The 23390-nt window shown below is 66.0% G+C and carries 22 protein-coding genes; 14 read left to right on the forward strand and 8 right to left on the reverse strand.

All coding sequences use genetic code 11. The annotated features are described in order from the left end of the window. The first annotated feature begins 13 nt into the window (after window positions 1–13). Complete coding sequence (locus C4S71_RS06675; protein ID WP_103968640.1) at window positions 14–1603, forward strand: MFS transporter; 1590 nt, start codon at window positions 14–16, stop codon at window positions 1601–1603. On the opposite strand, the gene C4S71_RS06680 is transcribed toward C4S71_RS06675, so the two are convergent. Beyond that, complete coding sequence (locus C4S71_RS06680) at window positions 1596–2198, reverse strand: TetR/AcrR family transcriptional regulator (RefSeq protein WP_103968641.1); 603 nt, start codon at window positions 2196–2198, stop codon at window positions 1596–1598. The genes C4S71_RS06675 and C4S71_RS06680 overlap by 8 nt on opposite strands. A gap of 112 nt (window positions 2199–2310) precedes the next feature. On the opposite strand from C4S71_RS06680, the gene C4S71_RS06685 reads away from it, so the two are divergent. Continuing rightward, a complete protein-coding gene (locus tag C4S71_RS06685) occupies window positions 2311–3051 on the forward strand; it encodes an SDR family NAD(P)-dependent oxidoreductase (RefSeq protein ID WP_103968642.1) in 741 nt (246 codons plus the stop codon). Window positions 3052–3197: 146 nt separating this feature from the next. Here C4S71_RS06685 and C4S71_RS06690 read toward each other — a convergent pair whose 3' ends face one another. Together C4S71_RS06690 and C4S71_RS06695 are read right to left on the reverse strand one after the other, a co-directional pair. Then, window positions 3198–3740 carry a P-loop NTPase family protein gene (locus tag C4S71_RS06690; protein WP_103968643.1) on the reverse strand — a complete coding sequence of 181 codons (543 nt, stop codon included), beginning with the start codon at window positions 3738–3740 and terminating at the stop codon, window positions 3198–3200. Window positions 3741–3779: 39 nt separating this feature from the next. Next, window positions 3780–4514 carry an FMN-dependent NADH-azoreductase gene (locus tag C4S71_RS06695; RefSeq protein WP_235014232.1) on the reverse strand — a complete coding sequence of 245 codons (735 nt, stop codon included), beginning with the start codon at window positions 4512–4514 and terminating at the stop codon, window positions 3780–3782. 165 nt (window positions 4515–4679) lie between these two features. Here C4S71_RS06695 and C4S71_RS06700 point away from each other — a divergent pair, with 165 nt between their 5' ends. Both C4S71_RS06700 and C4S71_RS06705 read left to right on the forward strand, forming a co-directional pair. Further along, complete coding sequence (locus tag C4S71_RS06700) at window positions 4680–5609, forward strand: LysR substrate-binding domain-containing protein (RefSeq protein WP_200825251.1); 930 nt, start codon at window positions 4680–4682, stop codon at window positions 5607–5609. 68 nt (window positions 5610–5677) lie between these two features. Continuing rightward, window positions 5678–6316, forward strand: a complete 639-nt coding sequence (locus C4S71_RS06705) for a LysE family translocator (RefSeq protein WP_103968645.1) — start codon at window positions 5678–5680, stop codon at window positions 6314–6316. On the opposite strand, the gene C4S71_RS06710 is transcribed toward C4S71_RS06705, so the two are convergent. After that, window positions 6313–7197, reverse strand: a complete 885-nt coding sequence (locus C4S71_RS06710; protein ID WP_103968646.1) for a helix-turn-helix domain-containing protein — start codon at window positions 7195–7197, stop codon at window positions 6313–6315. The genes C4S71_RS06705 and C4S71_RS06710 overlap by 4 nt on opposite strands. 134 nt (window positions 7198–7331) lie before the next feature. Between C4S71_RS06710 and C4S71_RS06715 the strand changes: the two genes are divergently transcribed. Further along, window positions 7332–7676, forward strand: coding sequence for an antibiotic biosynthesis monooxygenase (locus C4S71_RS06715; RefSeq protein ID WP_103968647.1), 345 nt, complete (start codon window positions 7332–7334; stop codon window positions 7674–7676). Between the two features lie 117 nt (window positions 7677–7793). Here the strand turns inward: C4S71_RS06715 and trpA are convergent, their stop codons facing one another. Together trpA and trpB are read right to left on the reverse strand one after the other, a co-directional pair. Then, the gene (gene trpA, locus C4S71_RS06720; protein ID WP_103968648.1) at window positions 7794–8615 is read right to left on the reverse strand and encodes a tryptophan synthase subunit alpha; all 822 of its coding nucleotides are present in this window, start codon (window positions 8613–8615) and stop codon (window positions 7794–7796) included. 20 nt (window positions 8616–8635) lie between these two features. Beyond that, window positions 8636–9841, reverse strand: coding sequence for a tryptophan synthase subunit beta (gene trpB, locus C4S71_RS06725; protein ID WP_103968649.1), 1206 nt, complete (start codon window positions 9839–9841; stop codon window positions 8636–8638). A 113-nt stretch (window positions 9842–9954) separates the two neighbouring features. Between trpB and C4S71_RS06730 the strand changes: the two genes are divergently transcribed. Together C4S71_RS06730 and C4S71_RS06735 are read left to right on the forward strand one after the other, a co-directional pair. Next, window positions 9955–10851: a LysR family transcriptional regulator gene (locus tag C4S71_RS06730; protein WP_103968733.1), complete on the forward strand. Its 897-nt coding sequence runs from the start codon at window positions 9955–9957 to the stop codon at window positions 10849–10851. Between the two features lie 76 nt (window positions 10852–10927). After that, window positions 10928–15265, forward strand: coding sequence for a DEAD/DEAH box helicase (locus C4S71_RS06735; protein ID WP_103968650.1), 4338 nt, complete (start codon window positions 10928–10930; stop codon window positions 15263–15265). 3 nt (window positions 15266–15268) lie between these two features. Here C4S71_RS06735 and C4S71_RS22470 read toward each other — a convergent pair whose 3' ends face one another. Continuing rightward, the gene (locus C4S71_RS22470; RefSeq protein WP_160113364.1) at window positions 15269–15427 is read right to left on the reverse strand and encodes a hypothetical protein; all 159 of its coding nucleotides are present in this window, start codon (window positions 15425–15427) and stop codon (window positions 15269–15271) included. Between the two features lie 577 nt (window positions 15428–16004). Between C4S71_RS22470 and C4S71_RS06740 the strand changes: the two genes are divergently transcribed. The 5 genes from C4S71_RS06740 to C4S71_RS06760 all read left to right on the forward strand — a co-directional run bounded on the left by C4S71_RS06740 (window position 16005) and on the right by C4S71_RS06760 (window position 21245). After that, window positions 16005–17114: a TRAP transporter substrate-binding protein gene (locus C4S71_RS06740; RefSeq protein WP_103968651.1), complete on the forward strand. Its 1110-nt coding sequence runs from the start codon at window positions 16005–16007 to the stop codon at window positions 17112–17114. Window positions 17115–17238: 124 nt separating this feature from the next. Continuing rightward, window positions 17239–17763, forward strand: a complete 525-nt coding sequence (locus C4S71_RS06745; RefSeq protein ID WP_103968652.1) for a TRAP transporter small permease subunit — start codon at window positions 17239–17241, stop codon at window positions 17761–17763. Window positions 17764–17766: 3 nt separating this feature from the next. Then, entirely contained in the window at window positions 17767–19092 is a 1326-nt protein-coding gene (locus C4S71_RS06750; protein WP_103968653.1) for a TRAP transporter large permease, read from the forward strand. 133 nt (window positions 19093–19225) lie between these two features. Further along, the gene (locus C4S71_RS06755; RefSeq protein WP_146064586.1) at window positions 19226–20713 is read left to right on the forward strand and encodes a cache domain-containing protein; all 1488 of its coding nucleotides are present in this window, start codon (window positions 19226–19228) and stop codon (window positions 20711–20713) included. Further along, window positions 20622–21245, forward strand: a complete 624-nt coding sequence (locus tag C4S71_RS06760; RefSeq protein WP_176342935.1) for a response regulator — start codon at window positions 20622–20624, stop codon at window positions 21243–21245. The genes C4S71_RS06755 and C4S71_RS06760 overlap by 92 nt, the downstream gene beginning before the upstream one ends. Window positions 21246–21251: 6 nt before the next feature. On the opposite strand, the gene nfo is transcribed toward C4S71_RS06760, so the two are convergent. Continuing rightward, on the reverse strand, window positions 21252–22100 hold the full coding sequence (gene nfo / locus C4S71_RS06765; protein ID WP_103968655.1) for a deoxyribonuclease IV: 849 nt from the start codon (window positions 22098–22100) through the stop codon (window positions 21252–21254). Window positions 22101–22240: 140 nt separating this feature from the next. Between nfo and C4S71_RS06770 the strand changes: the two genes are divergently transcribed. After that, the gene (locus tag C4S71_RS06770) at window positions 22241–22864 is read left to right on the forward strand and encodes a LolA family protein (RefSeq protein ID WP_103968656.1); all 624 of its coding nucleotides are present in this window, start codon (window positions 22241–22243) and stop codon (window positions 22862–22864) included. Between the two features lie 3 nt (window positions 22865–22867). After that, entirely contained in the window at window positions 22868–23353 is a 486-nt protein-coding gene (locus C4S71_RS06775; protein WP_086511460.1) for an SRPBCC family protein, read from the forward strand. Window positions 23354–23390 lie beyond the last annotated feature (37 nt).

Here is a 23390-nt window from a genome sequence, read left to right on the forward strand (position 1 = left end):
AAGGAGGCATGGCATGGTTTCCCTCGATGAAGTGTCCGGCTCGCGCATTTCCCGGCAGCGGGCGGGCATCAAGGAGTGGGCGGGCCTGGCGGTGTTGGCGCTGCCCACCGTGCTGCTCGGTCTCGACGTCACCATTCTCTATCTGGCCTTGCCCGCCCTGGCGGCGGATCTGCAGCCGAGCAGCACCCAGGCGCTGTGGATCATGGATGCCTACGGCTTCATGATCGCGGGCTTTTTGATCACCATGGGTACCTTGGGCGACCGTATTGGCCGTCGCCGGCTGCTGATGATCGGCGCCGTGGCCTTCGGCATCACATCGGTGATCGCCGCCTACTCCACTAGTGCTGCCATGCTGATCGCCGCCCGAGCGGTGCTGGGGGTGGCCGGCGCGACGCTGATGCCGTCGACCCTGGCACTGATCAGCAACATGTTTGGCGACGCGCGCCAGCGCGCCCTGGCCATCGGCGTATGGGCCACCATGTTCGCCCTGGGCATGGCGCTGGGGCCGGTAGTCGGTGGGGTGTTGCTGGAGCGCTTCTGGTGGGGAGCGGCCTTTCTGGTGGCGGTGCCGGTGGTGATCGTGCTGCTGGTCGCGGCCCCGCTGTTGCTGCCGGAGTACCGTGCTAAACGCAGTGGTCGGCTGGATCTCGCCAGCGTGGCGCTTTCGCTGGCGGCTGTGCTGCCGGCGGTCTATGGGGTCAAGGAGCTCGCCAAGTTGGGGCTCGAACCGGTTCCCGTGCTTGCCCTGGCGCTGGGTGGCTTGATGGCGCTGGTCTTCGTGCGTCGCCAGCAGCGCCTGGACGACCCGCTGCTCGACATGCGGCTGTTCGGCAGCCGCACCTTCAGCGCCGCGCTGATCGTGCTGCTGGTGGGGCTGGTCGGCGTTTCCGGCGTGATGCTGCTGGTGACCCAGTACCTGCAGCTGGTGGCGGGGCTCACGCCGCTGGCGGCGGGGCTGTGGATGGGGCCGCCGGCGCTGATGATGGTGCTGGCGGGCATCATGGCGCCGCTGATTGCCCGACGCATTCGTCCCGGCTACGTGGTGGGCGCCGCCCTGGCGCTCTCGACTCTGGGCTATTGGCTGCTGGCCGCCGTCGAAGTGAACGCCAACGGGGTGGGCATGGCGATTGCCGGGTTCTCGCTGGTCTATCTCGGCCTTGGCACCATCGCCGCTCTGGGCACCGACCTGGTGGTGGGCGCGGCGCCGGCGGAGAAGGCCGGCTCGGCCTCGGCCATGTCGGAGATGGTGCAGGAGCTTGGCGTTGCGTTGGGCGTTGCGCTGTTGGGTAGCCTGGCCACCTTCGTCTACCGTGCCCAGGTCAGCGCGACGATGGCCGATGGCGAAATCGCCGAGGCGGCAGAGGTCGTCGAGGAGAGCCTATGGGCCACCGTTTCGGCCGGCGAGAGCCTGCCCGCCGGGGTACTGCTGGAAGCCCAGCAGGCCTTTACCGCAGGGCTGAACGTGACCGCAACGGTGGGTGGTATCGCCATCCTGGCGCTGGCGGTGGTTTCCATCGTCAGCCTGCGCCATGTCGGGGCGATAGGTGGAGAGGCCCGGGAGGCCTCAGGAGAGAAGGGCGAGCCCTGCTCACCGGTCAGCTAGTCAGTGCGTTCCAGCTCGCCATGGCGCAGTCGGCAATGCTCAGCAGGGTTTCGCGCGAGGCGCCGTCGCGGGCTTGGATCGACATGCCGTGCTGCAGGGTGACGAAGTAGCTGGCCAGGGCGCGACAGTCCGTCGAGGCGGGTAGCTCGCCTTCCTCGACGGCACGCTTCAGGCGGCGCTCCAACAAGCAGCCGTTCGCCTGGCGGTGGGCCTTCAAGGCATCGCAGACCTGTGCGTTGGCACCCTGCATCTGCGGGGCGGCAAGCACGATCATGCAGCCGCGAGACGTATCGCCGCGGGTGAATGCCTCGGCCGTGGTGCGCAGCACGTGGGCGATGGCGGCGCGCGCCGTCGGCGCCGTCTCCACTTGCTCCCAGATACCGCTGCCTTCCGTGCGTACATAGAGCTTTACCGCTTCATGGAACAGTGCCTCCTTGCTGCCGAAGGTGGCGTAGAGGCTGGGTGCGTTGATGCCCATGGACCGGGTCAGGTCGGCGAGCGAGGCGTTGTCGTAGCCCTGAGTCCAGAACACCACCATGGCCCGGCGCAGGGCTTCTTCTCTGTCGAAGCCGCGGGGTCTGCCGCGCTGAGGCATGTCTTGCTCCTTTTTTGTATCGATAACTACAAAATATCTTGACAGCGGCTTGGCTGTCTAGCCATCTTGTTTGTGTATCGATCACTACATAATTTGTGAACGGAGGCGAGACATGCAGCAAATGAATGGCAAAGTCGCTTTGATCACCGGTGGCAGCCGCGGCATCGGTGCCGCCATTGCCTGGCGTCTGGCGGCGGAAGGGGCAAGCGTGGCGGTGACCTACGTCAGTGGCGAGGCTCAGGCGCAGTCGGTGGTGGACGAGATCGTGTCGACGGGTGGTCGAGCCATGGCGATTCGTGCCGACAATCGTGACGACGCGGCGCTCGAGGCCGCCGTCGAACGCACGGTGGCCGAGCTGGGCGGGCTCGATATCCTGGTCAACAACGCGGGCATCTTCCTGTCCGGGACGATCGACGAAACCACCTTGGAGGAGCTGGACCGCACCATCGCGATCAACTTGCGCGCGCCGGTGGTGGCGTCAAGGGCAGCAGTGGGGCATATGCCGGAAGGTGGGCGCATCATCACCATCGGCAGCAACCTTGCCGTTCGGGTGCCCTGGCCAGGCATCAGCCTGTATGCCATGAGCAAGGCGGGCCTGGTGGGGCTGACCAAGGGGCTGGCACGAGACCTCGGGCCGCGCGGCATCAACGTCAACATCGTGCATCCAGGCTCTACCGATACCGACATGAATCCCGCCGACGGCGAGCTCTCCGACCCCCAGCGTAGCTTGATGGCCATCCCCCGTTACAACGAGGCCGACGACGTAGCCGGCCTGGTGGCCTGGTTGGCTGGCCCGGAGGGGCGTTCGATCACCGGGGCGGAGTTCACGATCGACGGCGGTGCCAATATCTAGCGGAGTGGGCCAAGGCGTCGACAGCTTGTCACTGCAGTACCAGCTCGCCCCGGCGATTCTGCGCGCGTCCGGCTTCGTTGGCGTTGCTGGTGAGCGAGGCGCTCGGCGACAGCCTTGTCCGTCGCCGAGCGGCTGCCCGCTCACCCTTATTGGGCCAGGCGCGCCAGCACCGCCTCGCAGAGGGCCTCTACCGGTTGCCGGGAGTCGAGCCGCATGACCGGGCAGGCGAGTTGGCGTAGCCAACGTTCGTGAAGGTCGACTCCGCGTAGCGGTGCCTTGCCGGTATCGTAGCGCCTGGCCCACTCCATGAACTCCCGGTGAGTGTCATGCATATCGCCGCCGGGCCGGATGCGATCCCCATAGCGCGCTCGCTCACGGTCGAGCAGCCGCTGCATGCGCAGCGCATGGGGGAGAGAGAGGAAAATCGCCAGGGTAAAGTGGTGCAGCAAGGGGGCGCCCCAGTTGCAGAAGGAACCGGCCAGCACCCAGGAATCGTGGTCTGCTATCTCGCGTTCGATCAGGGCGACTCTCTCGGCGGGCGGGCGCGGAGTGGTAAAGGGGGGATCTGTTGGTTGCCAATAGTAGGTGTCGGTATCCAGAAAGGGGATATCCAGGCGCCTGGCCAGCGCCGCCCCCAGGGTCGTCGTGCCCGACCCCGAGGCCCCAAAGAGATGCAGTCGTGCCGCCATGCGTTATCCGTCCCTGGCGCTGAGAGTCGATCCGCTGCCTCACATGGCGGTGGGCACCGGTGTGGGCGGCGCATTATAGCCATCTCGCCCCATAGGACAAGGGATGTTGATCACCAGCTCCTCCACCAGTGCGCAGATATCCTGCTCGGCCTGGGCCAGCGAGGCCTGCAGGCGTTCGCCGCCGAACTCGTCGCACTCCGCCGCGATACCGTGCACGTTGTCGATGCCCAGGTAGCCGAACACGGTGCGAATGTGCGGCTCGACGTGGTTGGCGTGGGCCATGCGCTCGCCCGGTTCGTAGCCGTAGTCGCCGCGGGAGCTTAGCACCACCAGGCGCTTGCGCATCTCGGTCAGCATCGGCCAGTAGGGTAACCCCTGGCGCGAGCGGTCGAAGCCGAAGGTACGCCCGACCCGGACGATGTTGTCGATATAGGCCTTGAAGCCGGCCGGGACGCCGAAGTTGTACATCGGCACGCCGGCAACGATCAGGTCCGCCTCCAGCAGTTCGTCGACCAGGGCATCGCTCTCGGCCAGGGCGTCGTGCATCCAGGGCTCACGCGCCTCCGGCTTGGTGAAGGCGGCGTGGATCCACTCGCCGGTCACGGGGCGCGGCGGATACTGGCCCACGTCGCGATAGAGGAGGCGATCGCCGGGGCGGGCTTTCTTCCATTGCGCGACGAAGTGCGCACTGAGGCGGCGGGAGTGGGAGCCATGCGGGTCGATACCGGAACGGCCGGGGCGGGCGCTGGCGTCGAGATGAAGTAGCGTGATCATGGGTGTCTCCTGACAAGAAAAATTCAACTCGGGTGATGCGTGAAAGACAGGATCGGTTCATGATGCAAGGCTGACAAACGACCATTTCTTGCGCGATGGAATAGCTGAGCTTGTCCATAGGTTGGGCTTGTCCATAGACTGGGCCTTGGCAATAAGGAGATGCCGGTGAACCGACGCACGCTGCCGCTATCCCAACTGCGCGCCTTCGAAGCGGCGGCGCGCCATCGCAGCTTCAAACGGGCCGCCGAGGAGCTGGCCGTCACGCCGGCGGCGGTCAGCCATCAGGTACGTGAGCTGGAAGCGCTGCTGGGCGTAGCGCTGTTCGAGCGACGCGTACGCCAGGTGGCGCCGACCCCGGCCGCCATGCAACTTCTTCCCGTGCTGCAGCGTGGCTTCGACGCCTTCGGCGAAGCGCTGGAGGCGCTGCGGGAGCAGGGCGATGGCGGTAGCGTAACGCTCTCCTGCACGCCGGCCTTTGCCAGCCAGTGGCTGTTGCCGCGCCTGGCTGACTTCCATGCGCGGTGCCCCGATACCGATCTGCGCATTCATGCCAGCGAGGCGCCGCTGGATCTGTCACGCAGCGCGTCGCTGGCGATTCGCTATGGCATGGGGCCTTACCCGGAGCTTGAGGTCGAGGTGCTGGCCGAGGATGCCTTTGCCCTGGTGGCCAGCCCACGGCTGGCACTGGCCGGGTATGAGGATCTGAAAACGGTACGCCACATCGTCTTCGACTGGCACTGCTCCAGCTTGGGCCTGCCCTCTTGGCAGCACTGGTGCCAGGTGGCGGGCCTGGACCCGGTCGACCTCGGCGCGAGCCTGACTTTCTCCGACGAGAGCCATGCCATCCAGGCCGCCATTGCCGGCCAGGGAGTGGCGTTGCTGAGCCTCACGCTGGTGAAGGCGGAACTCGAGAGAGGCGTACTACAGGTGCCCTTTGGGCCGAGGTTACCGGGCCTGCGCTATCAACTGGTCCGGCATCGGCGTTTTGCCGGGCATGCGGCGCTGGAGCAGGTTGCGGCGTGGCTGCGCGAGGAATTTGCCCGAGACTTCGGCGGGGGGAGCGCCGCCATACTGGACAGACCTGCCCACCACTGATGATGTCTTGTCGAGCGTAGAAGACCGGCGCATGCTGCCTGTTGATAGGATCTGACGAGGAGGAAACCATGGTGCCGTTGGCCGATCTGCTGCTTTTCGCCCTGGCCGCTCTGGTCGTGGTGCTGACGCCGGGCCCGAACATGATCTACCTGATCTCGCGCTCGATCTGCCAGGGGCGGACCGCGGGCGTGATCTCGCTATTCGGCGTGCTGGCCGGCTTCCTGGTGCACATGCTGGCGGCGGCCGTCGGCCTGACCGCGCTGTTTCTCGCCATCCCGCTGGCCTACGAGATACTCAAGTGGGCCGGCGCGCTGTACCTGCTCTTCCTGGCCTGGCAGGCCGTGAGGCCCGGCGCGCGCTCGCCCTTCGAGGCGCGTGCGCTTCCTGCGGACCGGCCTCGCAAGCTGTTCCTGATGGGCTTTTTGACCAACCTGCTCAACCCCAAGATCGCCGTCTTCTACCTGGCGATCTTCCCGCAGTTCGTCTCACCCGAGCATGGCTCGGTGTTCCTGCAGAGTCTGGTGCTCGGCTTTACCCAGATCGGTGTGAGCTTCACGGTCAACCTGGCGATCGCCCTCTCGGCGGCGGGTATCGCCACCTGGTTTCAGCAGCGCCCCACCTGGCTGGCCGTGCAGCGTTACGTTATGGGCGGCGTGCTGGCCGGCATGGCGGCCAAGCTCGCCGCGGAGCCGCGGCACGGCGTCTAGCGCATGCGCCTGAGGAGATGGCTTGCGTCGAGCGGCTGACCGCTGGATGGCCGGAACCGCTGCCGTCGAAAGGTGCCCGGGCTTTTGCCCATGATCCGTCGAAACCGACGATGGAAGGTCGAAAGATCCGTGAAGCCGGCATCGAAGGCAATCGTCGAGATGGGTTCGTCGGTGTTGAGGAGCCGATGTGCGGCCCGCTTCATGCGCAGGTGCAGTACGTACTGGTACGGCGTCATGCCGACGACGTTGCGAAAGGTGCGTAGAAAGTGGTAGCGGCTCATATGAGCACGGTCGGCGAGCGCGTCCAGAGAGAGGTCGTCCTCCTGGGCTTCGTGAATGCTCCTTTCGATATGGCGTACGGCCTCGGTAACTCGGCGCACATAGCGTGGACTTGCGTTCCCCCACTCGGGGCGCTCGCCATGGGTCAGCTGCATGACGGTTTCCGCCCAGAGCGGTACAAGCTCGAGCAGTGCCGGTTTCTCCAGCGTGGCCGCGGACGCCAAGGCGGCAGTGACGGGGGCCAGCGCCGGGCTCGGTGAAAGCATTGGGCGAGCGAAGGTCGTGCTGCGCATGCCCGGCACCTCGGCCACTAGGGTTTCCCAGTACTCCGGCGTGAGGCGAAGGGAGATGCAGCGGTCTCCGGCACCGTGCTCGTGGCTACAGCAAAAGCACTGCCCCACATTGCCGAGCAGAAGGCCGCCGGGTGGTAGCAGCGCTTTGCCGGTCCCGGTTCGATAGAGGAAGGTGCCGCTCATGACTCCGGCGATGATGACGCTGCCATGCCGCTCCTCGAAAGGGCGATCCTGCGGTCCCGCGGTGCAGATGAGCTCCTGCATTTCCCAACCCGGTCCAGTCGCGATCAGATGGGACGTCGTTGTCATGACCGATATCCTCGAACACGTGCGGCATAGCAAGTAGAGCAATTTTACCCAAGTGCGTTCTCCTCGGCTGCTTCAACCTCATGAGGATTGAGGCATGAGGCATCCCACTCACTCGGAAAAGCGGAGAACGTATCATGGCCGACCTGAATACCACGTCTCGACTGCCTGTCGTACGCCACTGGCACGGTTGGACTTCCTGCGAGCGGGCCGACGATTATGAGGCGTTACTGCGAAACACTATCATCCCGGGCATTCTCGATCGCCAGATCGCCGGCCTGCGCCGCTTCGAACTGCTGCGCCGCGATGGCGACGATGAGGTGGAGTTCATCACCGTGATGTGGTTCGACAGCCTGGAAGAGGTGCGTACATTTGCCGGCGACGACTACGAGGCAGCCGTCGTACCGGCGTCGGCTCGTGCCTTGCTGAGCCGCTTTGACGTACGCTCGGCGCATTTCGACGTTCGCTTCGTCCATTCGTGAGCCTGTGACGGGCGGGTGGCGTCCTGCCAGATCGCCTTTCGCCCGTCCTGTTTCCGTTGCCGGTCTGGCCTCGGCGCGCTGTGCTCTGCTCGGTCATGCGCTACGTTAGGGCCTGCCCTAGGACTTGCCTGCCCGGCGCACGCCTGCGGCCAGGTCACGCACCAGGCCATGAACGGCCTCGATGGCACCATGTCGAGTCTCAGCGCTTTCGATGGCCTCTACCAGCGCCGAGCCGACCACCACGGCATCGCTGAATCGGCCAATCGCTTGCGCCTGTGCGGCAGTGCGAATGCCGAAACCGACCGCAATTGGCAGGTGGCTGTGCTCGCGCAGCCGACCCACCATGCCTTCGACATCGTGAAAATCCGGAGCACGGACGCCCGTGATGCCATTCACCGAGACGCAATAGAGGAAGCCCGAGGCATTTTCCAGCACCCGGGGCAGCCGCTTGGCGTCGGTGGTTGGGGTGGCGAGGCGGATGAAGGCAATACCGTGCTCCCTGGCGGGCAGGCACAGCTCGTCGTCATGCTCGGGCGGTAGGTCGACCACGATCAAGCCATCGACACCGGCACGGGCCGCATCGGCCAGAAATCTCGCCACGCCGTAGCGGTGTATGGGGTTGTAATAGCCCATCAGCACCAGTGGCGTTTGTGAATCCTGTTGGCGGAAGGCGTGCACCAACTCGAGCGTCCGGGTCATGGTTTGTCCGCTCCCGAGGGCGCGTAGCGCTGCCTTCTGAATCGCAGGGCCGTCGGCCATGGGATCGCTGAACGGCATGCCGATCTCGATCACGTCGGCGCCTGCCGCGGGCAGCCCCTGGAGGATTTCCAGCGAGGTCTCGAAGTCAGGGTCGCCGGCAGTGACGTAGGTTACCAGGGCCGGCCTTTTTTCCGCCTTGAGCGCGGCAAAGCATTCATCGAGGCGAGTGGCGGTGTTCATGGGGTTCTCCTTGGCGGCGTTCATTGGAAGTTCTCTCCCAGGTGTTGGGCGACGCTCATCATGTCCTTGTCGCCGCGTCCGCTCAGGTTGACCACCATGAGGTGGTCGCGGGGTAGCGTCGGCGCGCGCTTGGCGACCTCGGCCAGGGCGTGGGCCGACTCGAGCGCGGGAATGATCCCTTCCTGACGGCAACAGCACTGGAACGCCGCCAGCGCCTCGTCGTCGGTGATCGAGACGTACTCGACGCGCCCATGCTCATGCAGCCAGGCATGTTCGGGACCGATACCGGGGTAATCGAGCCCGGCCGATATCGAGTGGGCATCGACGATCTGGCCATCCCCGTCCTGCAGCAGGTAGGTGCGGTTGCCGTGCAGTACGCCGGGCGCACCGCCGATGAGGCTCGCCGCGTGCATGCCGGTGTCGATGCCCCTGCCACCGGCCTCGACGCCGATCATCTGGACCGTTTCATCGCCGAGAAAGGGATGGAACAGCCCCATCGCATTCGAGCCGCCGCCGATGCAGGCGACGAGGGAGTCGGGTAGACGTCCTTCCTTCTCGAGAATCTGCGTGCGGGTCTCGCGTCCGATCACCGCCTGGAAGTCACGCACCATGGCGGGGTAGGGGTGCGGTCCGGCCACGGTGCCGATGATGTAGAAGGTGTCCTCGACGTTGGTCACCCAGTCGCGCAGCGCCTCGTTCATCGCATCCTTGAGCGTGCCGGTACCCGTCGTCACCGGAATGACCTCGGCGCCGAGCAGTTTCATGCGAAACACGTTGGGCTGCTGGCGTTCGATGTCGGCCGAGCCCATGTAGACGACACAGGGCATGCCGAAGCGTGCCGCAACGGTGGCAGTGGCGACGCCATGCATGCCGGCGCCCGTTTCGGCGATGATGCGGGTCTTGCCCATCCGCTTGGCGAGCAGGATCTGACCGATGCAATTGTTGATCTTGTGAGCTCCAGTGTGGTTGAGCTCCTCGCGCTTGAGATAGATCCTGGCGCCGCCAAAGTGCTCGGTAAGGCGCTCGGCAAAGTAGAGTGGACTGGGCCGGCCAACGTAATCGCGCTGGAAGTAGGCGAGCTGGCGCTGGAATTCGCTGTCTTGCCGGGCCGCATCGTATTCGCTCTGAAGCTCGCTAATCAGGGGCATCAACGTCTCGGGGACGAAGCGTCCGCCGAAGCGGCCAAACATGCCATGGGCATCGGGCTGCATCGAAAGGTCGGTCATGGCGTACCTCGAAGGGTCAGGGAGCTTTCGATGAAGCTAGCGCAGACAGGCGGGGCAAAAAATCGATAAGATGGCGGCTATATGTGAGCCAGGATCACAGATCGATGAACTCCATGCCTTCTCTCAGCGCACTGCGCGCTTTCGAGGCCACCGCGCGGTTGGGTAGTGTCACGGCCGCGGCGAATGAACTCAGCGTGACTCACGGCGCGGTCAGCCGTCAGCTGCGGAGCCTGGAAGAGCATCTCGGCGTGGCGCTGTTCACCAAGGCGGGCCGCGGCCTGCAGCTCACGAGTCACGGGGAGCGGCTGCAGCACGGCGTTGGCGAGGCGTTCCTGCGCCTGCGAGACAGCTGCGCGCAGTTGAAGCGTGACGTCGAGGCGTCGCCGTTCATCCTGGCCTGTCCGGGTAGCCTGCTGGCACGCTGGCTCATTCCACGGCTCGACCACCTTCATCGTGCGCTGCCGGAACTCAAGCTGCATGTCGTCGCCAGCGAGAGCGAAGCGACCCCGGGAAGGGACGAGGTCAGCGCAACGCTGACGTTCGCGGAACCGCCATGGCCGGCCGACCTGGAGGTGATCGAGTTGGCCGCGGAACACATCGGCGCGGTGGTGAGCCCGCAGCTGGCCACCCGGTTCGATCCCGAGCGGCCGGCGACACTGTTTGATACCAAACTGCTGCATACCGCCTCGCGCCCTCAGGCCTGGCCGCACTGGGCGCGTGCGCATGGGCTCGATTCGGCGCGTCTCGACCGGGCGCTGGCCGAAGGGCAGGGCTTCGATCATCTCTATTATCTGATCGAGGCGGCAGTGGCTGGATTGGGGGTGGCGATAGCGCCCCGGCTGTTGGTCGAGGACGAGCTGCGTCAGGGGCGGCTGATCGCACCGTGGGGCTTCGTCGAGACGCCCGCCCGGCTATGTCTGTGGCTTTCACCCACGGACAATCGACGCTGCAGTGCTCGGCTCATCGAATGGCTCGAGCGTGAGCTGAACGACATGCTCTCTTCTCGGTAACCGGAGACTGCCCGGGAACATCGCGTATCTCCCCGCACTCGATTACGTTGTAGGAAAGCGATTTTCCGGAGCGCCCATGCCGCTCGATGCCTTTCATCCCGCCGTCAGCGACTGGTTCGCCCGTGACCTCGGTCCCCCCACCGAGGTCCAGGCGCGCGCCTGGCCGGCCATCGGCGCGGGCGGCCATGTGCTGATCGCCGCCCCCACCGGCTCGGGCAAGACCCTGGCGGCCTTTCTCGCCGCCATCGATGGCCTGGTGCGCCGCGGGCTCGACAGCGAACTGCCCGACGAGACGGTAGTGCTCTATGTCTCGCCGCTGCGCGCGCTCTCCAACGACATTCAGCGCAACCTGCAGGCGCCGATTCGCGGCATCGCCGAGGGGCTTGAGGCAGACGGCCGGGAGGCGCCGGAGATACGCGCCTGGGTGCGCACCGGCGACACCACCTCGTCGGAGCGCGAGCGCATGCGCAAGCGTCCGCCGCATATCGTGGTCACCACGCCGGAGTCGCTCTATGTGCTGCTGACGTCCGACTCGGGGCGGCGGATGCTCTCCAGCGTACGCACGGTGATCGTCGACGAGATTCATGCGGTGGCCGGCACCAAGCGCGGCTCGCACCTGGCGCTGTCGCTGGAGCGGCTGGCCGGGCTCACCGCGCGCCCGCCGCAGCGCATCGGGCTCTCGGCCACCCAGAAACCGGTGGAGGCGGTGGCGGCGTTCCTTACCGGCGGCAGTGAGTGCACCATCGTCGACACCGGCCACGTGCGCCGGCGCGACCTGGCCATCGAGGTGGCCGGCTCGCCGCTCACCGCGGTGATGGCCAACGAGGTGTGGGAAGAGGTCTACGACCGCTTGGCAGAACTGGTGAGAGAACACCGCACTACGCTGATCTTCGCCAACACCCGACGGGTATGCGAGCGCGTGGCGCGCCACCTGGCCGACCGCCTGGGGGATGAGTGGGTGACCTCGCATCACGGCAGCCTGGCCCGCGAGCACCGCCTGGATGCCGAGCAGCGCCTCAAGCAGGGCGGGCTGCGCGCGCTGGTGGCCACCGCTTCGCTGGAGCTCGGCATCGACATCGGCGAGGTGGATCTGGTCTGCCAGCTCGGCTCGCCGCGCTCGATGTCGGCCTTCCTGCAGCGGGTGGGCCGCTCCGGTCATGGCGTGGGGCGTACCCCCAAGGGGCGGCTGTTCCCACTGACCCGCGACGACCTGGTGGAGTGCAGCGCGCTGATGGGGGCGGTGCAGGCCGGCGAGCTCGACCGGCTGCACATCCCCGAGGGGCCGCTCGACGTGCTGGCCCAGCAGATCGTCGCCGAGGTTGCCGGCGCGGGCGAAACCGAGGAGAGCGCGCTGTTCACACGCCTCCGCGCCGCCTGGCCTTATCGCGCGCTGAGCGAGGAGCGCTTCGATGCGGTGGTGCAGATGCTCGCCGACGGCTACACCACCCGGCGCGGGCGGCGCGGCGCCTATCTGCATCGCGACCGGGTCAACGGCCGCCTGCGCCCGCGGCGCAACGCGCGGCTCGTCGCCCTGACCAACGGCGGGGCGATTCCCGACCACTTCGACTACGACGTGATCCTGCAGCCCGAGGAGCTCCGCGTCGGCACCGTCAACGAGGACTTCGCCTTCGAGAGCATGCCGGGCGATATCTTCCAGCTCGGCAACCAGGCCTATCGCATCCTCAAGCTCGCCACCGGCAAGCTCTTCGTCGAGGACGCCCGCGGCGCGCCGCCAAGCATCCCGTTCTGGTTCGGCGAGGCGCCGGCGCGTACGGAAGAACTCTCGCAGGCGGTGTCGCGGCTGCGCGAGGGAATCGACCGGCAGCTGGCCGAAGGCGACGAGGCCGAGGCCCAAGCGTGGCTGGAAGCCGAATACGGCCTGGCGCCGGCCGCCGCCGAGCAGCTGGTGCGCTACCTGGCCGTGGCGCGGGCGGCGCTGGGTGTGATTCCCAGCCAGCGCCACCTGGTGCTGGAACGCTTCTTCGACGAGGCCGGCGACATGCACCTGGTGCTGCACTCGCCCTTCGGCTCCAAGCTAAACCGCGCCTGGGGCCTGGCGCTGCGCAAGCGCTTCTGCCGCAAGTTCAACTTCGAGCTGCAGGCGGCGGCACTGGAGGACAGCATCGTGCTGTCGCTGGGGCCGACCCACAGCTTCCCGCTCGAGGAGGTATGGGGCTATCTCAACGCCAGGACGGTACGCGAGGTGCTGATCCAGGCGCTGCTCGATGCGCCGATGTTCGGCCTGCGCTGGCGCTGGAACGCCTCGGTGGGGCTCGCCGTGCCGCGCACCCGCAACGGCCGACGGCGTCCGCCGCAGCTGCAGCGCCAGGACTCCGAGGACCTGCTCTCGGTGGTCTTTCCCGACCAGCTCGCCTGCGCCGAGAACCTGGCCGGGGCGCGGGAGCTGCCCGATCACCCGCTGGTCGACCAGACCCTGCACGACTGCCTGACCGAGGCCATGGACATCGACGGCCTCGAGCGCTTGCTGGCGCGCCTCGAAACCGGCGAGATCGCCGTCAGCGGGCGCGACCTTGCAGTGCCCTCGCCGCTGTCGGAAGAGGTGGTCAACGCGCGGCCCTACGCCTTCCTCGACGATGGTGCCCAGGAGGAGCGGCGCACCCTCAGCGTGCGCACCGGCGCCGCGCTTGACGTGGCCGAGGCCGCTGCCTCGGCGCGCTACGCCCCGGAGGTGGTCGCCCGGGTGCGCGAAGAGGCCTGGCCCGCGCCGCGCGATGCCGACGAGCTGCACGACGCGCTGGTGATGAGTGGCTTCATCGCCATGCACGAAGCCGAAGAGGGGTGGCGGCCCTGGTTCGACACGCTCGCCCGGGACAGGCGTGCCGCGGTCGTTACGCCACCCGACGGCGAGCCGCTGTGGACGGCAGCGGAGCGCCTGGGCGAGCTGCTGGCGCTCCACCCCGGGGCAGGTATCGAACCGTCCATCGAGGCGGCGGGCGAGGCGCCGGAAACCCCCGACGAGGCACTGACCGAGCTGCTGCGTTCGCTGCTGGAGACGCTGGGGCCGGTCACCGCGGCAAGCCTGGGCGCGCCGCTGGGTATATCGCTGGATCGCACCATGGCGGCGCTGGCACGCCTGGAGGTCGAGGGCTTTGTGCTGCAAGGAAACTTCCTGGGCGGCAGCGAAGTGGCCTGGTGCGAGCGGCGCCTGCTGGCGCGCCTGCACCGCTATGCCATCGACCGCCGTCGCGCCGAGATCGAGCCGGTGAGCGTCCAGCACTACCTGCGTTTCCTGCTCGACTGGCACGGCCTGACCGACCGGCCGCAGGGGCCAGAGGCGCTGGCCGCGGCGGTGGAGCGGCTGGAGGGCTTTCCCGTGGCGGCGGGTGCCTGGGAGAGCGACGTGCTGCCGGCGCGGGTGGCCGATTTCTCGCCGCACATGCTCGACCAGCTGCTCGCCAGCGGACGCTTCATCTGGCTGCGCCTGCTGCCACCCAGAATAGCCGAGGGCGACGAACGCCAGCGTCCCGGTCCGCTGCGCAACACGCCGATCGCCCTCATCGATCGCCAGGCATTGCACGACTGGCGTCAGGCGGCTCCGGCGCCCGATGTCGGCGAGCTGCCGCTCTCCGGCGGGGCACGCCGGGTGCTGGAGGCGCTGCAGGGCGGCGGGGCGATGTTCTTCGCCGACCTGCTCGGCCCCGCGCACATGCTGCGCACCCAGGTGGAGGAGGCGCTGGGCGAGCTGGCCTCCTGGGGCCTGGTCACCTCAGACAGCTTCACCGGCCTGCGGGCGCTGATCGCCCCGGCCAGCAAGCGTCCGCCCATCGCCGCAGGCGGGCGTCGGCGCCGGCGGCATGCGCCGGGAGTGGACGCCGCCGGGCGCTGGTCGTGGCTGCCCGCGCCGGAGCGCGATGCGGTACCGGAAAAGCGCCGCATCGCGACGGACATGGAGAGCCTGGAGCACATCGCCTGGGTGCTGCTGGAGCGCTACGGCGTGGTCTTTCGCCGTGTGATCGAGCGCGAGCCGGCACTGCCGCCCTGGCGCGAGCTGCTGTATGTCTACCGCCGGCTGGAGGCGCGCGGCGAGATTCGCGGCGGTCGCTTCGTGCAGCAGTTTGCCGGCGAGCAGTTTGCCCTGGCCGAGGCGGTGGGGGCGCTCAAGGCCATGCGCCGCAGGGAGCCGGACGGCACCCGCGTGGCGGTGGCCGCCGCCGACCCGCTCAACCTGGTGGGCATTCTCGCGCCCGGCCAGCGGCTGCCGGCAGTGTCGGGCAATCGCCTGCTCTATCGCGACGGGGTGCCGGAGGCGGTGCTGCAGAACGGCGAGGTTCACTTCCTCGAGAAGCTGCCCGCCGAGGAGAAGTGGCAGGTGCAGCAATTGCTGCGGCGCGGGCCGGGGCATGAAAAACCCCCGACACCAGAGGTGCCGGGGGCTGCGATATCGATGCGCTGACGCTCAGTCGTGCCGCGAGCGCTGCCGGTGAGGAACGCGTTCGTCCTCCTCGATACGCACTTCCTTGCGGTTGGGGTGCCTCTGCTTCTCGCTCATGGTGTAGGCCAGAGCCGAAAGCGCCACTGCGGCCACGCTCACGGTCAGCATTTCGATGATACCCATGCGCATGTCCTCCTGCGGGTGAATGGGGCGACCCTCGGGACCTCACTGTCCCTACGAGAGGCGTGCCTGAATTGAGGGTGGCAGCTTTCTCGTCGGCCGACAAATGCTTTGACCCGTAGGCGTGGACTAAGTTTTGACGCTCCGCGAGAAAAGGCGGACACGACGCCTCGCATGGGGCTGGCGCCAGCCGTCGGCCCGGAGCGCGGCCTCACCGACCGGCCGCATCAAGCGGCTGCTGTCCTTGATGGCGAGATGCCTACCGAGCTCATTGTGTTGCCCTGCGGATCCGCGTCGCTATTGCTTTTTTGTCGGGTTTATTGAAATATATTTCCAAGTATATACTTCTGGCTAATAACTTGAACGGTTTTAGGTAGTTCTACGGATGCGTTATCCGTATTCCTGGCTAGGGAATGACCGCAGGATAAATTACGCAGCTCTCCGGATTTATTTTTACTTCCCCCGTTTTATTCTCCCCTGGTCAGTTCTCTGACCAGCTCGCGATTCAATCATTAAAACAAACGAGGGCATTGCTCGATAGCGCGCTAATCCATCGAGCACGCCGGGAGTCAATATAGCCATGAGCGTCAACAGGCGTAATTTCCTCAAGTATGGCGGTGCCGCCGCGGTGGGTACCGTGATGGCACCGAGCATCGTCAAGGCCCAGGAAACCTTCAACTGGCGCATGACCACCAGTTGGCCATCCGGTTTTCCGTTCTTCCAGTCTGGCCCCGGTTCCGCCACGGACTTCGCCAGACGAGTCGAAGAGATGTCCGGCGGGCGCATCAAGATTCGTGTCTACGGCGCGGGCGAACTCATTCCCGCCTTCGACGGTTTCGATGCGGTATCGCGCGGGCAGCAGGTGCAGCTCAACCATGCCTGCTCCTACTACTGGGCCGGGGAGTCGTTCGCCGCGCAGTACTTCACCACCGTGCCGTTCGGCATGACCTTCCAGGGCTTCAATGCCTGGTTGGCCCACGGCGGCGGCTACGAGCTGTGGAAGGAAACCTACGAGCCCTACAACCTGATCCCGCTGGCGGTGGGCTGTACCGGTGCGCAGCCGGTGGGCTGGTTCCGCGAGCCGGTGACCAGCGTGGCGGACTTCCGCGGCCTGAACATCCGTATGCCGGGGCTGGCCGGCGACGTCTACAACGCCATCGGTGCCAACGCCCGCCTGCTGCCCGGCGGCGAGATCTTCTCGGCGCTGGAGCGCGGCGCCATCGACGCGGCGGAGTGGGTCGGTCCCTATCTCGACCGTGCCCTGGGCCTGCACAACGCGGCCAAGCACTACTACTCCTCGGGCTGGCACGAGCCCTCCACCACCACCGAGGTGATCGTCAACAAGGACGCCTACAACTCCTTGCCCAGCGACCTGCAGGCCGTGCTTCACAACGCCGCTGCCGCCTGCAACATCACTTCCCATACCTGGATCGAGGCCCAGAACGGCGACGCCCTGGACGATCTGCTCAACAACCATGGCGTGGCGTTCGAGACCCTCCCTGATGACGTCATCCGGGCGCTGTTCGAGGCCACCCGCGACATCCTGGCGACCGAGGCCGACAAGGACCCGCTGGTCAAGCGCATCAACGACAGCTTCTGGGCGTTCAAGAAGAAGCACGACGGCTGGCATGCCAACAGCGAGGGCGTCTTCGCCAACACCATCAGCCGCTACGGTCAGGGCATGATCTGACGTCGGCCGGGCGCTCGGCCGAAAGGCAGTCCGTAACGCCGAGCGCCCACCTGCCAGACCCATTCGGGTCGCGCTTACCCCACCTTTGACGTCCGCTGGGCGCCCGCCCAGAGGGGGAGTTGAGATGCTGCGTTTGTGTACCTGGCTCGAGCGCGTGCTCGAGCGAATAACCGGGTTTGCCGGTTTCATCGGCTGTACGTCCATGCTCATCATGATCGCGCTGATCTTCGGCAACATGCTGAGCCGTTACGCCTTCGGCCTGGGCGCGGTGTGGGCCCAGGAGCTGGAGTGGTACCTGCTGTCGGTCATGGCGATGATGGGCATCGCCTATGCCATGAAGTTCGACGATCACGTGCGCGTGGACATCCTGTCGAGCCGCTTCAGCCCGGTCGGCATGATGTGGCTGAACCTCATCGCCGCGCTGCTGGTGGCGCTGCCCTGTGCGCTGCTGATCATCCATTACAGCCTGCCGTTCGCCGAAACCTCGTTCATTCGCGGCGAGCGTTCCCCCAACTCTTCCGGTCTTCCCTGGCGCTGGATTCCCAAGGCCATGGTGGTGGTCGGCTTCGTCTTCGTCGCGGCCGAGTCGCTGCGCCAGGCGCTCGAGAACGGTCGACGCCTCGTTCAACACTACGCTGGGAGAGTCTGAGCCATGCCCTTGGAATATTACGCGCTGGCCATGATCGTGGCTTTCTTCGTGCTGGTGATGACCGGCATCCCGGTGGGCTTCGTGGTGGCGTTCGTCGGCTTCGTGTTCGGCTTCATCGGCTTCGACGGCTGGCTGTTCGAGCTGCTGCCCTCGCGCATCTACGGCGTGGTGGCTAACTACACCCTGCTGGCCATCCCGCTGTTCGTGTTCATGGGCGTGATGCTGGAACGCTCGAAGATCGCCGAGCGCATGCTCGACGTGATCGGTCACCTGTGCGGCGGCCTGCCGGGCGGCATGGCCCTGGCGGTGATCATCGTCGGCGTACTGCTGGGCGCAGCGACGGGCATCGTCGGTGCGGCCATCGTCACCCTGACGCTGATGGCGTTGCCCACCCTGGTACGCCGCGGCTACAAGAAGACGGTGGCCTGCGGCACCATCTGTGCGGCCGGTACCCTGGGGCAGATCATCCCGCCCAGCCTGGTGCTGCTGGTGCTGGCCGACATCATGAACCTTTCCGTCGGCAGCCTGTTCGCCGCGGCGCTGGTGCCCGGTCTGCTGCTGGCCGGCATGTACCTGGCCTACCTGCTGTTGCTGGCCTTCTTCTTCTCTGCCGACGTGCCGGCCATCGACGAGCAGGAGCGCGCCGCCGTCAGCAAGCGGGAGCTGGGCAAGGACTTCGTCAAGGTCGTGGTGCCGCCCTTGTTGCTGATCTTCGCGGTGCTCGGCTCGATCATCGGCGGGGTGGCCGCGCCCACGGAGGCGGCGTCGGTGGGTGCCGTGGGGGCCTTGCTGCTGACGGTCGTCTCCGGGCGCCTGACCCTTCCGGTGCTCTCCGAGACCGTGAAGACCTCGCTGCGCATCAGCTGCATGATCTTCTTCGTGCTGATCGCCTCGCAGGTCTTCGCCCTGGCGTTCCGCGGGCTGGACGGAGAGTTTCTGATCGAGGCGATGTTCGAATGGGTGCCGGGCGGCATGTACGGCACGCTGATCTTCATGCTGCTGCTGATCTTCTTCCTGGGCTTCTTCCTCGAGTGGATCCAGATCTCCTACATTGCCGTGCCGCTGTTCCTGCCGTTCCTGGCAAGCCAGGGCGACATGTCGATGGTGTGGGTCGCGATCCTGATCGCCATGAACCTGCAGACTTCGTTCCTGACACCGCCCTTCGGCTGGTCGCTGCTGTTCATGAAGGGCGTGGCACCGCCGGGGATCACCACGGGCGACATCTACAAGGGGGCCGTGCCTTTCGTGCTGATCCAGATCCTGGCACTGGCGCTGATCATCGTCTTCCCCGATGTGGTGCTGTGGTTGCCCCGGGTGGTAGGATGGTGAGTCGGGGTTTTTACTTTAAAACTCCCTGATAAAGGCTCTGTCGACTGCATCGGCCAACTGCAATAAGTGGCAGTGATTAGCCAAAAGTCGACAGGGCCAAAAAGAATAATAATTAAGTAAAGGTAACGCGCCAGTGTTCACGTTCAGAACCAAGTTGACGCTGCTGACCTTGCTGCCTCTTTTGATACTCAGTGCAGGTGTGACGTTTCTTGCCATTCATCAGAGCGCGCGATTGAGCGGGGCGCAGTCGGAAATACTCAAGGACGGATTGCTGGAAGCCAAGCGGGCTGAACTCAAGAACTACATGGAACTCGCCTACACGGCGATTCGAGACATCTACGAGGACCCCGAGCTGCCGGTAGAAGTGGCGCAAGGGCTGGTAGCGGATGCCTTTCACCGTATGGAGTATGGCTCCGACGGTTACTTCTTCGTCTATGACTACGATGGGCTGAACATCGTCCACCCGCGGCTTGCGCATCTGGTCGGGCAGGACCTGTGGAACTTTCGTGACGAGGACGGCAAATTCCTGATCCAGCGGCTCATCGAGCAAGCCCGGGAAGGCGGCGGTTTCACCGAATATCGCTGGGACAAGCCCTCGGGCGGCGAATCGGTACTCAAGCTGAGCTATTCCATCGCCCTGGAGGAGTGGGGCTGGATGGTGGGAACGGGGCTCTACCTGGATGACATCGAACAGGTGGTCGGCCAGATGGAGCATCACATGGTGGAGAACGCTCGCAGGACCATCCTGCTGATGGCCTTCTTCACCGTTTCCTGCCTGCTCGTCATCGCCGTGATCGGCCTGGCGGTCAACCTCAGCGAAGCGCGGGTGGCGAACCGCCGACTGGTCACGATGGCACAGAAGACCTTCAGCTTCCTGGAGAAGGAGCGGCGGCGGATTTCCCGCGAGCTGCACGATGGCATCAATCAACTGCTGGTATCGGCACGCTTCAAGCTCGAGCGCATCGACGATGCGCTGGGGCGCGGCGATCATGTCGATGCCTCATCCGCCCTGGCGGCGACCGACCGCATTCTGGAAACGGGCATTCAGGACCTGCGGCGGCTGGCCTACGACCTGCGTCCCAGCGTGCTCGACGACCTGGGCCTGGTGGCGGCTATGGAGAGCCTGTGTTCGGATCTGGTGGAACGCAAACCCATCCGCATTCACTTCGAGTCCAACCTCGACAGCGGCGAATGCCAGCCGGTGCTGGCCACGGCGCTGTATCGCATCACTCAGGAAAGCCTGCACAACGTCGAGAAGCACGCCGGTAACGTTCGCCAGGTCAGGGTGAGGCTGCGGCGCCGCCGCGGCTGGGTCTATCTCGAGATTGCCGATGACGGCGAGGGCTTCCGCTGGCGCGCCGAGCAGAGCCATGAGCAGGGCGGGTCCGGTATGGGACTACGCAACATCCAGGATCGGGTGGATCTGCTGGGTGGGCGCCTGACGATCGAGGCGGCCCCCGGCAAGGGCGTGCGCATTCTCATCAAGGTGCCGTTTCAGCGCGCCACCGGAACGAGTCGGGAGAGAGTCGATGGCAGGGTCTATACGCGTACTTTTGGCGGACGACCATCCGCTGGTGCTGGAGGGGCTGCGCTACCGGCTGGAGGCGCAGCCGGGCATTGAGCTCGTCGGCGAGGCGAGTTCGGGCGAGGAGCTGCTGTCGCTGGCTCAGGCGCTGGCGCCGGACGTGGTGGTGACGGACATCACCATGCCCGGCTTGTCCGGCCTCGAGGCGTGCAAGGTCTTGCATGACACCTGTCCCGAGATTCGCGTGCTGGTGCTCACCATGCACGACAACGAGGAGTACATTCGCCGCGCGGTGGCCTGTGGCGCGGCCGGCTACGTACTCAAGGACGCCTCGGCCGAGCAGATGGTGTTCGCCCTGCGCGAGGTGGCAGGCGGGCGCAGCCATTTCGGCTCCGGCGTCTCCCGGGTACTGCTGGAGGAGAAGCAGGAGCGCCTGACCCCGCGCGAGACGGCCATCCTCAAGCTGATGTTCGAGGGCATGAGCAGCCGCGACATCGGTGAGGCGCTGAGCATCAGCACCCGCACGGTGGAGTCGCACCGCAGCAACATCTACCGCAAGCTCAACACCAACTCGCTGGCGGGCTTGTTTCGCTACGCGATGCGCCATGGCCTGGTCGAGTTGGAGTAAATGGCGTCAGTCGTCTGCCGCCTGGGCGCGTAGCCAGGCGATCTCCTCGGCCCAGATCTCGGGCTCGATGGTTTCCAGCACCATAGGGATATCGTCGATGCGCGGGTCGCGCATGATGGTGGTGAAGGCATCGAGGCCGATGTTGCCCTGGCCCAGGCTGTGGTGGCGGTCGACGCGGCTGGCGTATTCGCTCTTGGCGTCGTTGAGGTGCATGCCGCGCAGGTATTCGAAGCCGACCACCTTGCCGAACTCGTCGAGGGTGGCAGTGCACGCCTCGGGCGTGCGCAGGTCGTAGCCGGCGGCAAAGGCGTGGCAGGTGTCGATGCATACGCCGACCCGCGACTTGTCGTCGACCTGCTCGATGATCTCGGCCAGATGCTCGAAGCGCCAGCCCAGGTTGGTGCCCTGGCCGGCGGTGTTCTCGATCACCGCGACGACGCCGCGGGTCTCGGCCAGGGCATGGTTGATCGAGTCGGCGATACGGGTCAGGCACTCGCTCTCGCTGATCTTCTTCAAGTGGCTGCCGGGGTGGAAATTGAGCAGGGTGAGGCCGAGCTGCTCGCAGCGCTGCATCTCGTCCAGAAAGGCGGCACGCGACTTCTCCAGTCCTGCCTTGTCCGGGTGGCCGAGGTTGATCAGGTAGCTGTCGTGGGGGAGGATCTGGCCGGGGCCGAAGCCGTGCTCCTGGCAGGCGCTGCGAAAGGCCTCGATGGTAGCGTCGTCGAGAGGCTTGGCACGCCACTGGCGCTGGTTCTTGGTGAACAGGGCGAAGGCGTCGGCACCGATCTCGACGGCGCGCAGCACGGCCTGGTCGGGTCCGCCGGCGGCACTGACGTGGGCGCCAAGGTATTTCATCTGTCCTCTCCGTGGGTTGGCTGACGCCACTACGATAGCACGCACGCCGGGTCTCCACCTCGCCTGCCGCCCTCGACCCTCCCGCTTCTAAAGCGCCCAGGCCCTGCTAGGCTCAAGTCAGAGCCCGCTGGAGACGCCGTATGCTGCCGTTGTTACTGCTTGCCTTGAGCGATGTACCCGGACCGGACCCTGTGGCCGAGGCGCTGGCGCGCATCGACTCGCTCTCCGGCTATCGCCTGACCCTGCGCAGCCAGGGCAGCGGTGGCGAGGAGATCATCCATTACAGCTACCGGCGTCCCGGCGACGTGCGCATGGACATGGAGTCGCCCTATCGCGGCGCGGTGCTGATCTATCGCCACGATACGGGCAAGGTCCAGCTGTGGCCCTTCGGTTCGCCGGGACGGCGCCCGGCACTCTCGCTGCGGCCCACCAACCGCATGGTGCGCAGCTCGCAAGGTCATCGCGTGGACCAGTCGGATGTCGGCACGCTGCTGCGCAACGTCCAGCGTCTGCAGCAGCATGGCAGTACGCGTCGCCTGGAGCCGGCGACCCACGAAGGCCGACCGGTGCAGCATGTGGTGGTGGAGGCCGAGCCCGGTCGGGCCGTGCACGAGGTGGCGCGCTACGATCTGTGGCTCGATGACGAGACGCTGTCTCCGCTGCGGGTGGCGAGCTACGACCGGCAGGGGCAGCGCATGGAGAGCGTGCTGCTGGAAGACGTGCAGCTCGACCCCGACTTTCCGGCCGACCACTTCGATCCCTAGGCCATGGCGAGATTCGAGTTCGTTACCGACTGGCACTTCGAGGCGCCGATCGAAGCGGTCTTCGATGCCCTCACCGACTCGCTGCGCTGGCCCGAGTGGTGGCCCGGGCTGGTGGACGTTGAGCAACGTGAGGCCGGCGACGAGGGCGGCATCGGTCGGGTGCAGCACTTCGTCTGGAAGAGCCACCTGGGCTACTACCTGCGCTTCGATATCCGTATTGCCCGAGTTTGCGAGCCCTGCCTGATCGAAGGCGTGGCCGATGGCGACGTGACCGGCATCGGCCGCTGGCGGCTGTGCGAGGAGAACGGGGGCACCCGAGTGCACTATCTTTGGCAGGTGCGTACAGTGCGACCCTGGATGGGCCTGTTGGCCGGTGTGGCACGTCCGCTGGTGGTCTGGAACCACCATGCCATGATGCGGGCCGGCGCCGTGGGCTTGTCGCGCCACCTGAAGCGGCTGCCGACACCTGTCGGACAAGCCATTGAGTGAAGCAGTGCTGTCAACCGTTCAATCAACGTTGGTCAAC

The organism is Billgrantia desiderata (assembly GCF_900108215.1).
Lineage (GTDB): Bacteria > Pseudomonadota > Gammaproteobacteria > Pseudomonadales > Halomonadaceae > Halomonas > Halomonas desiderata.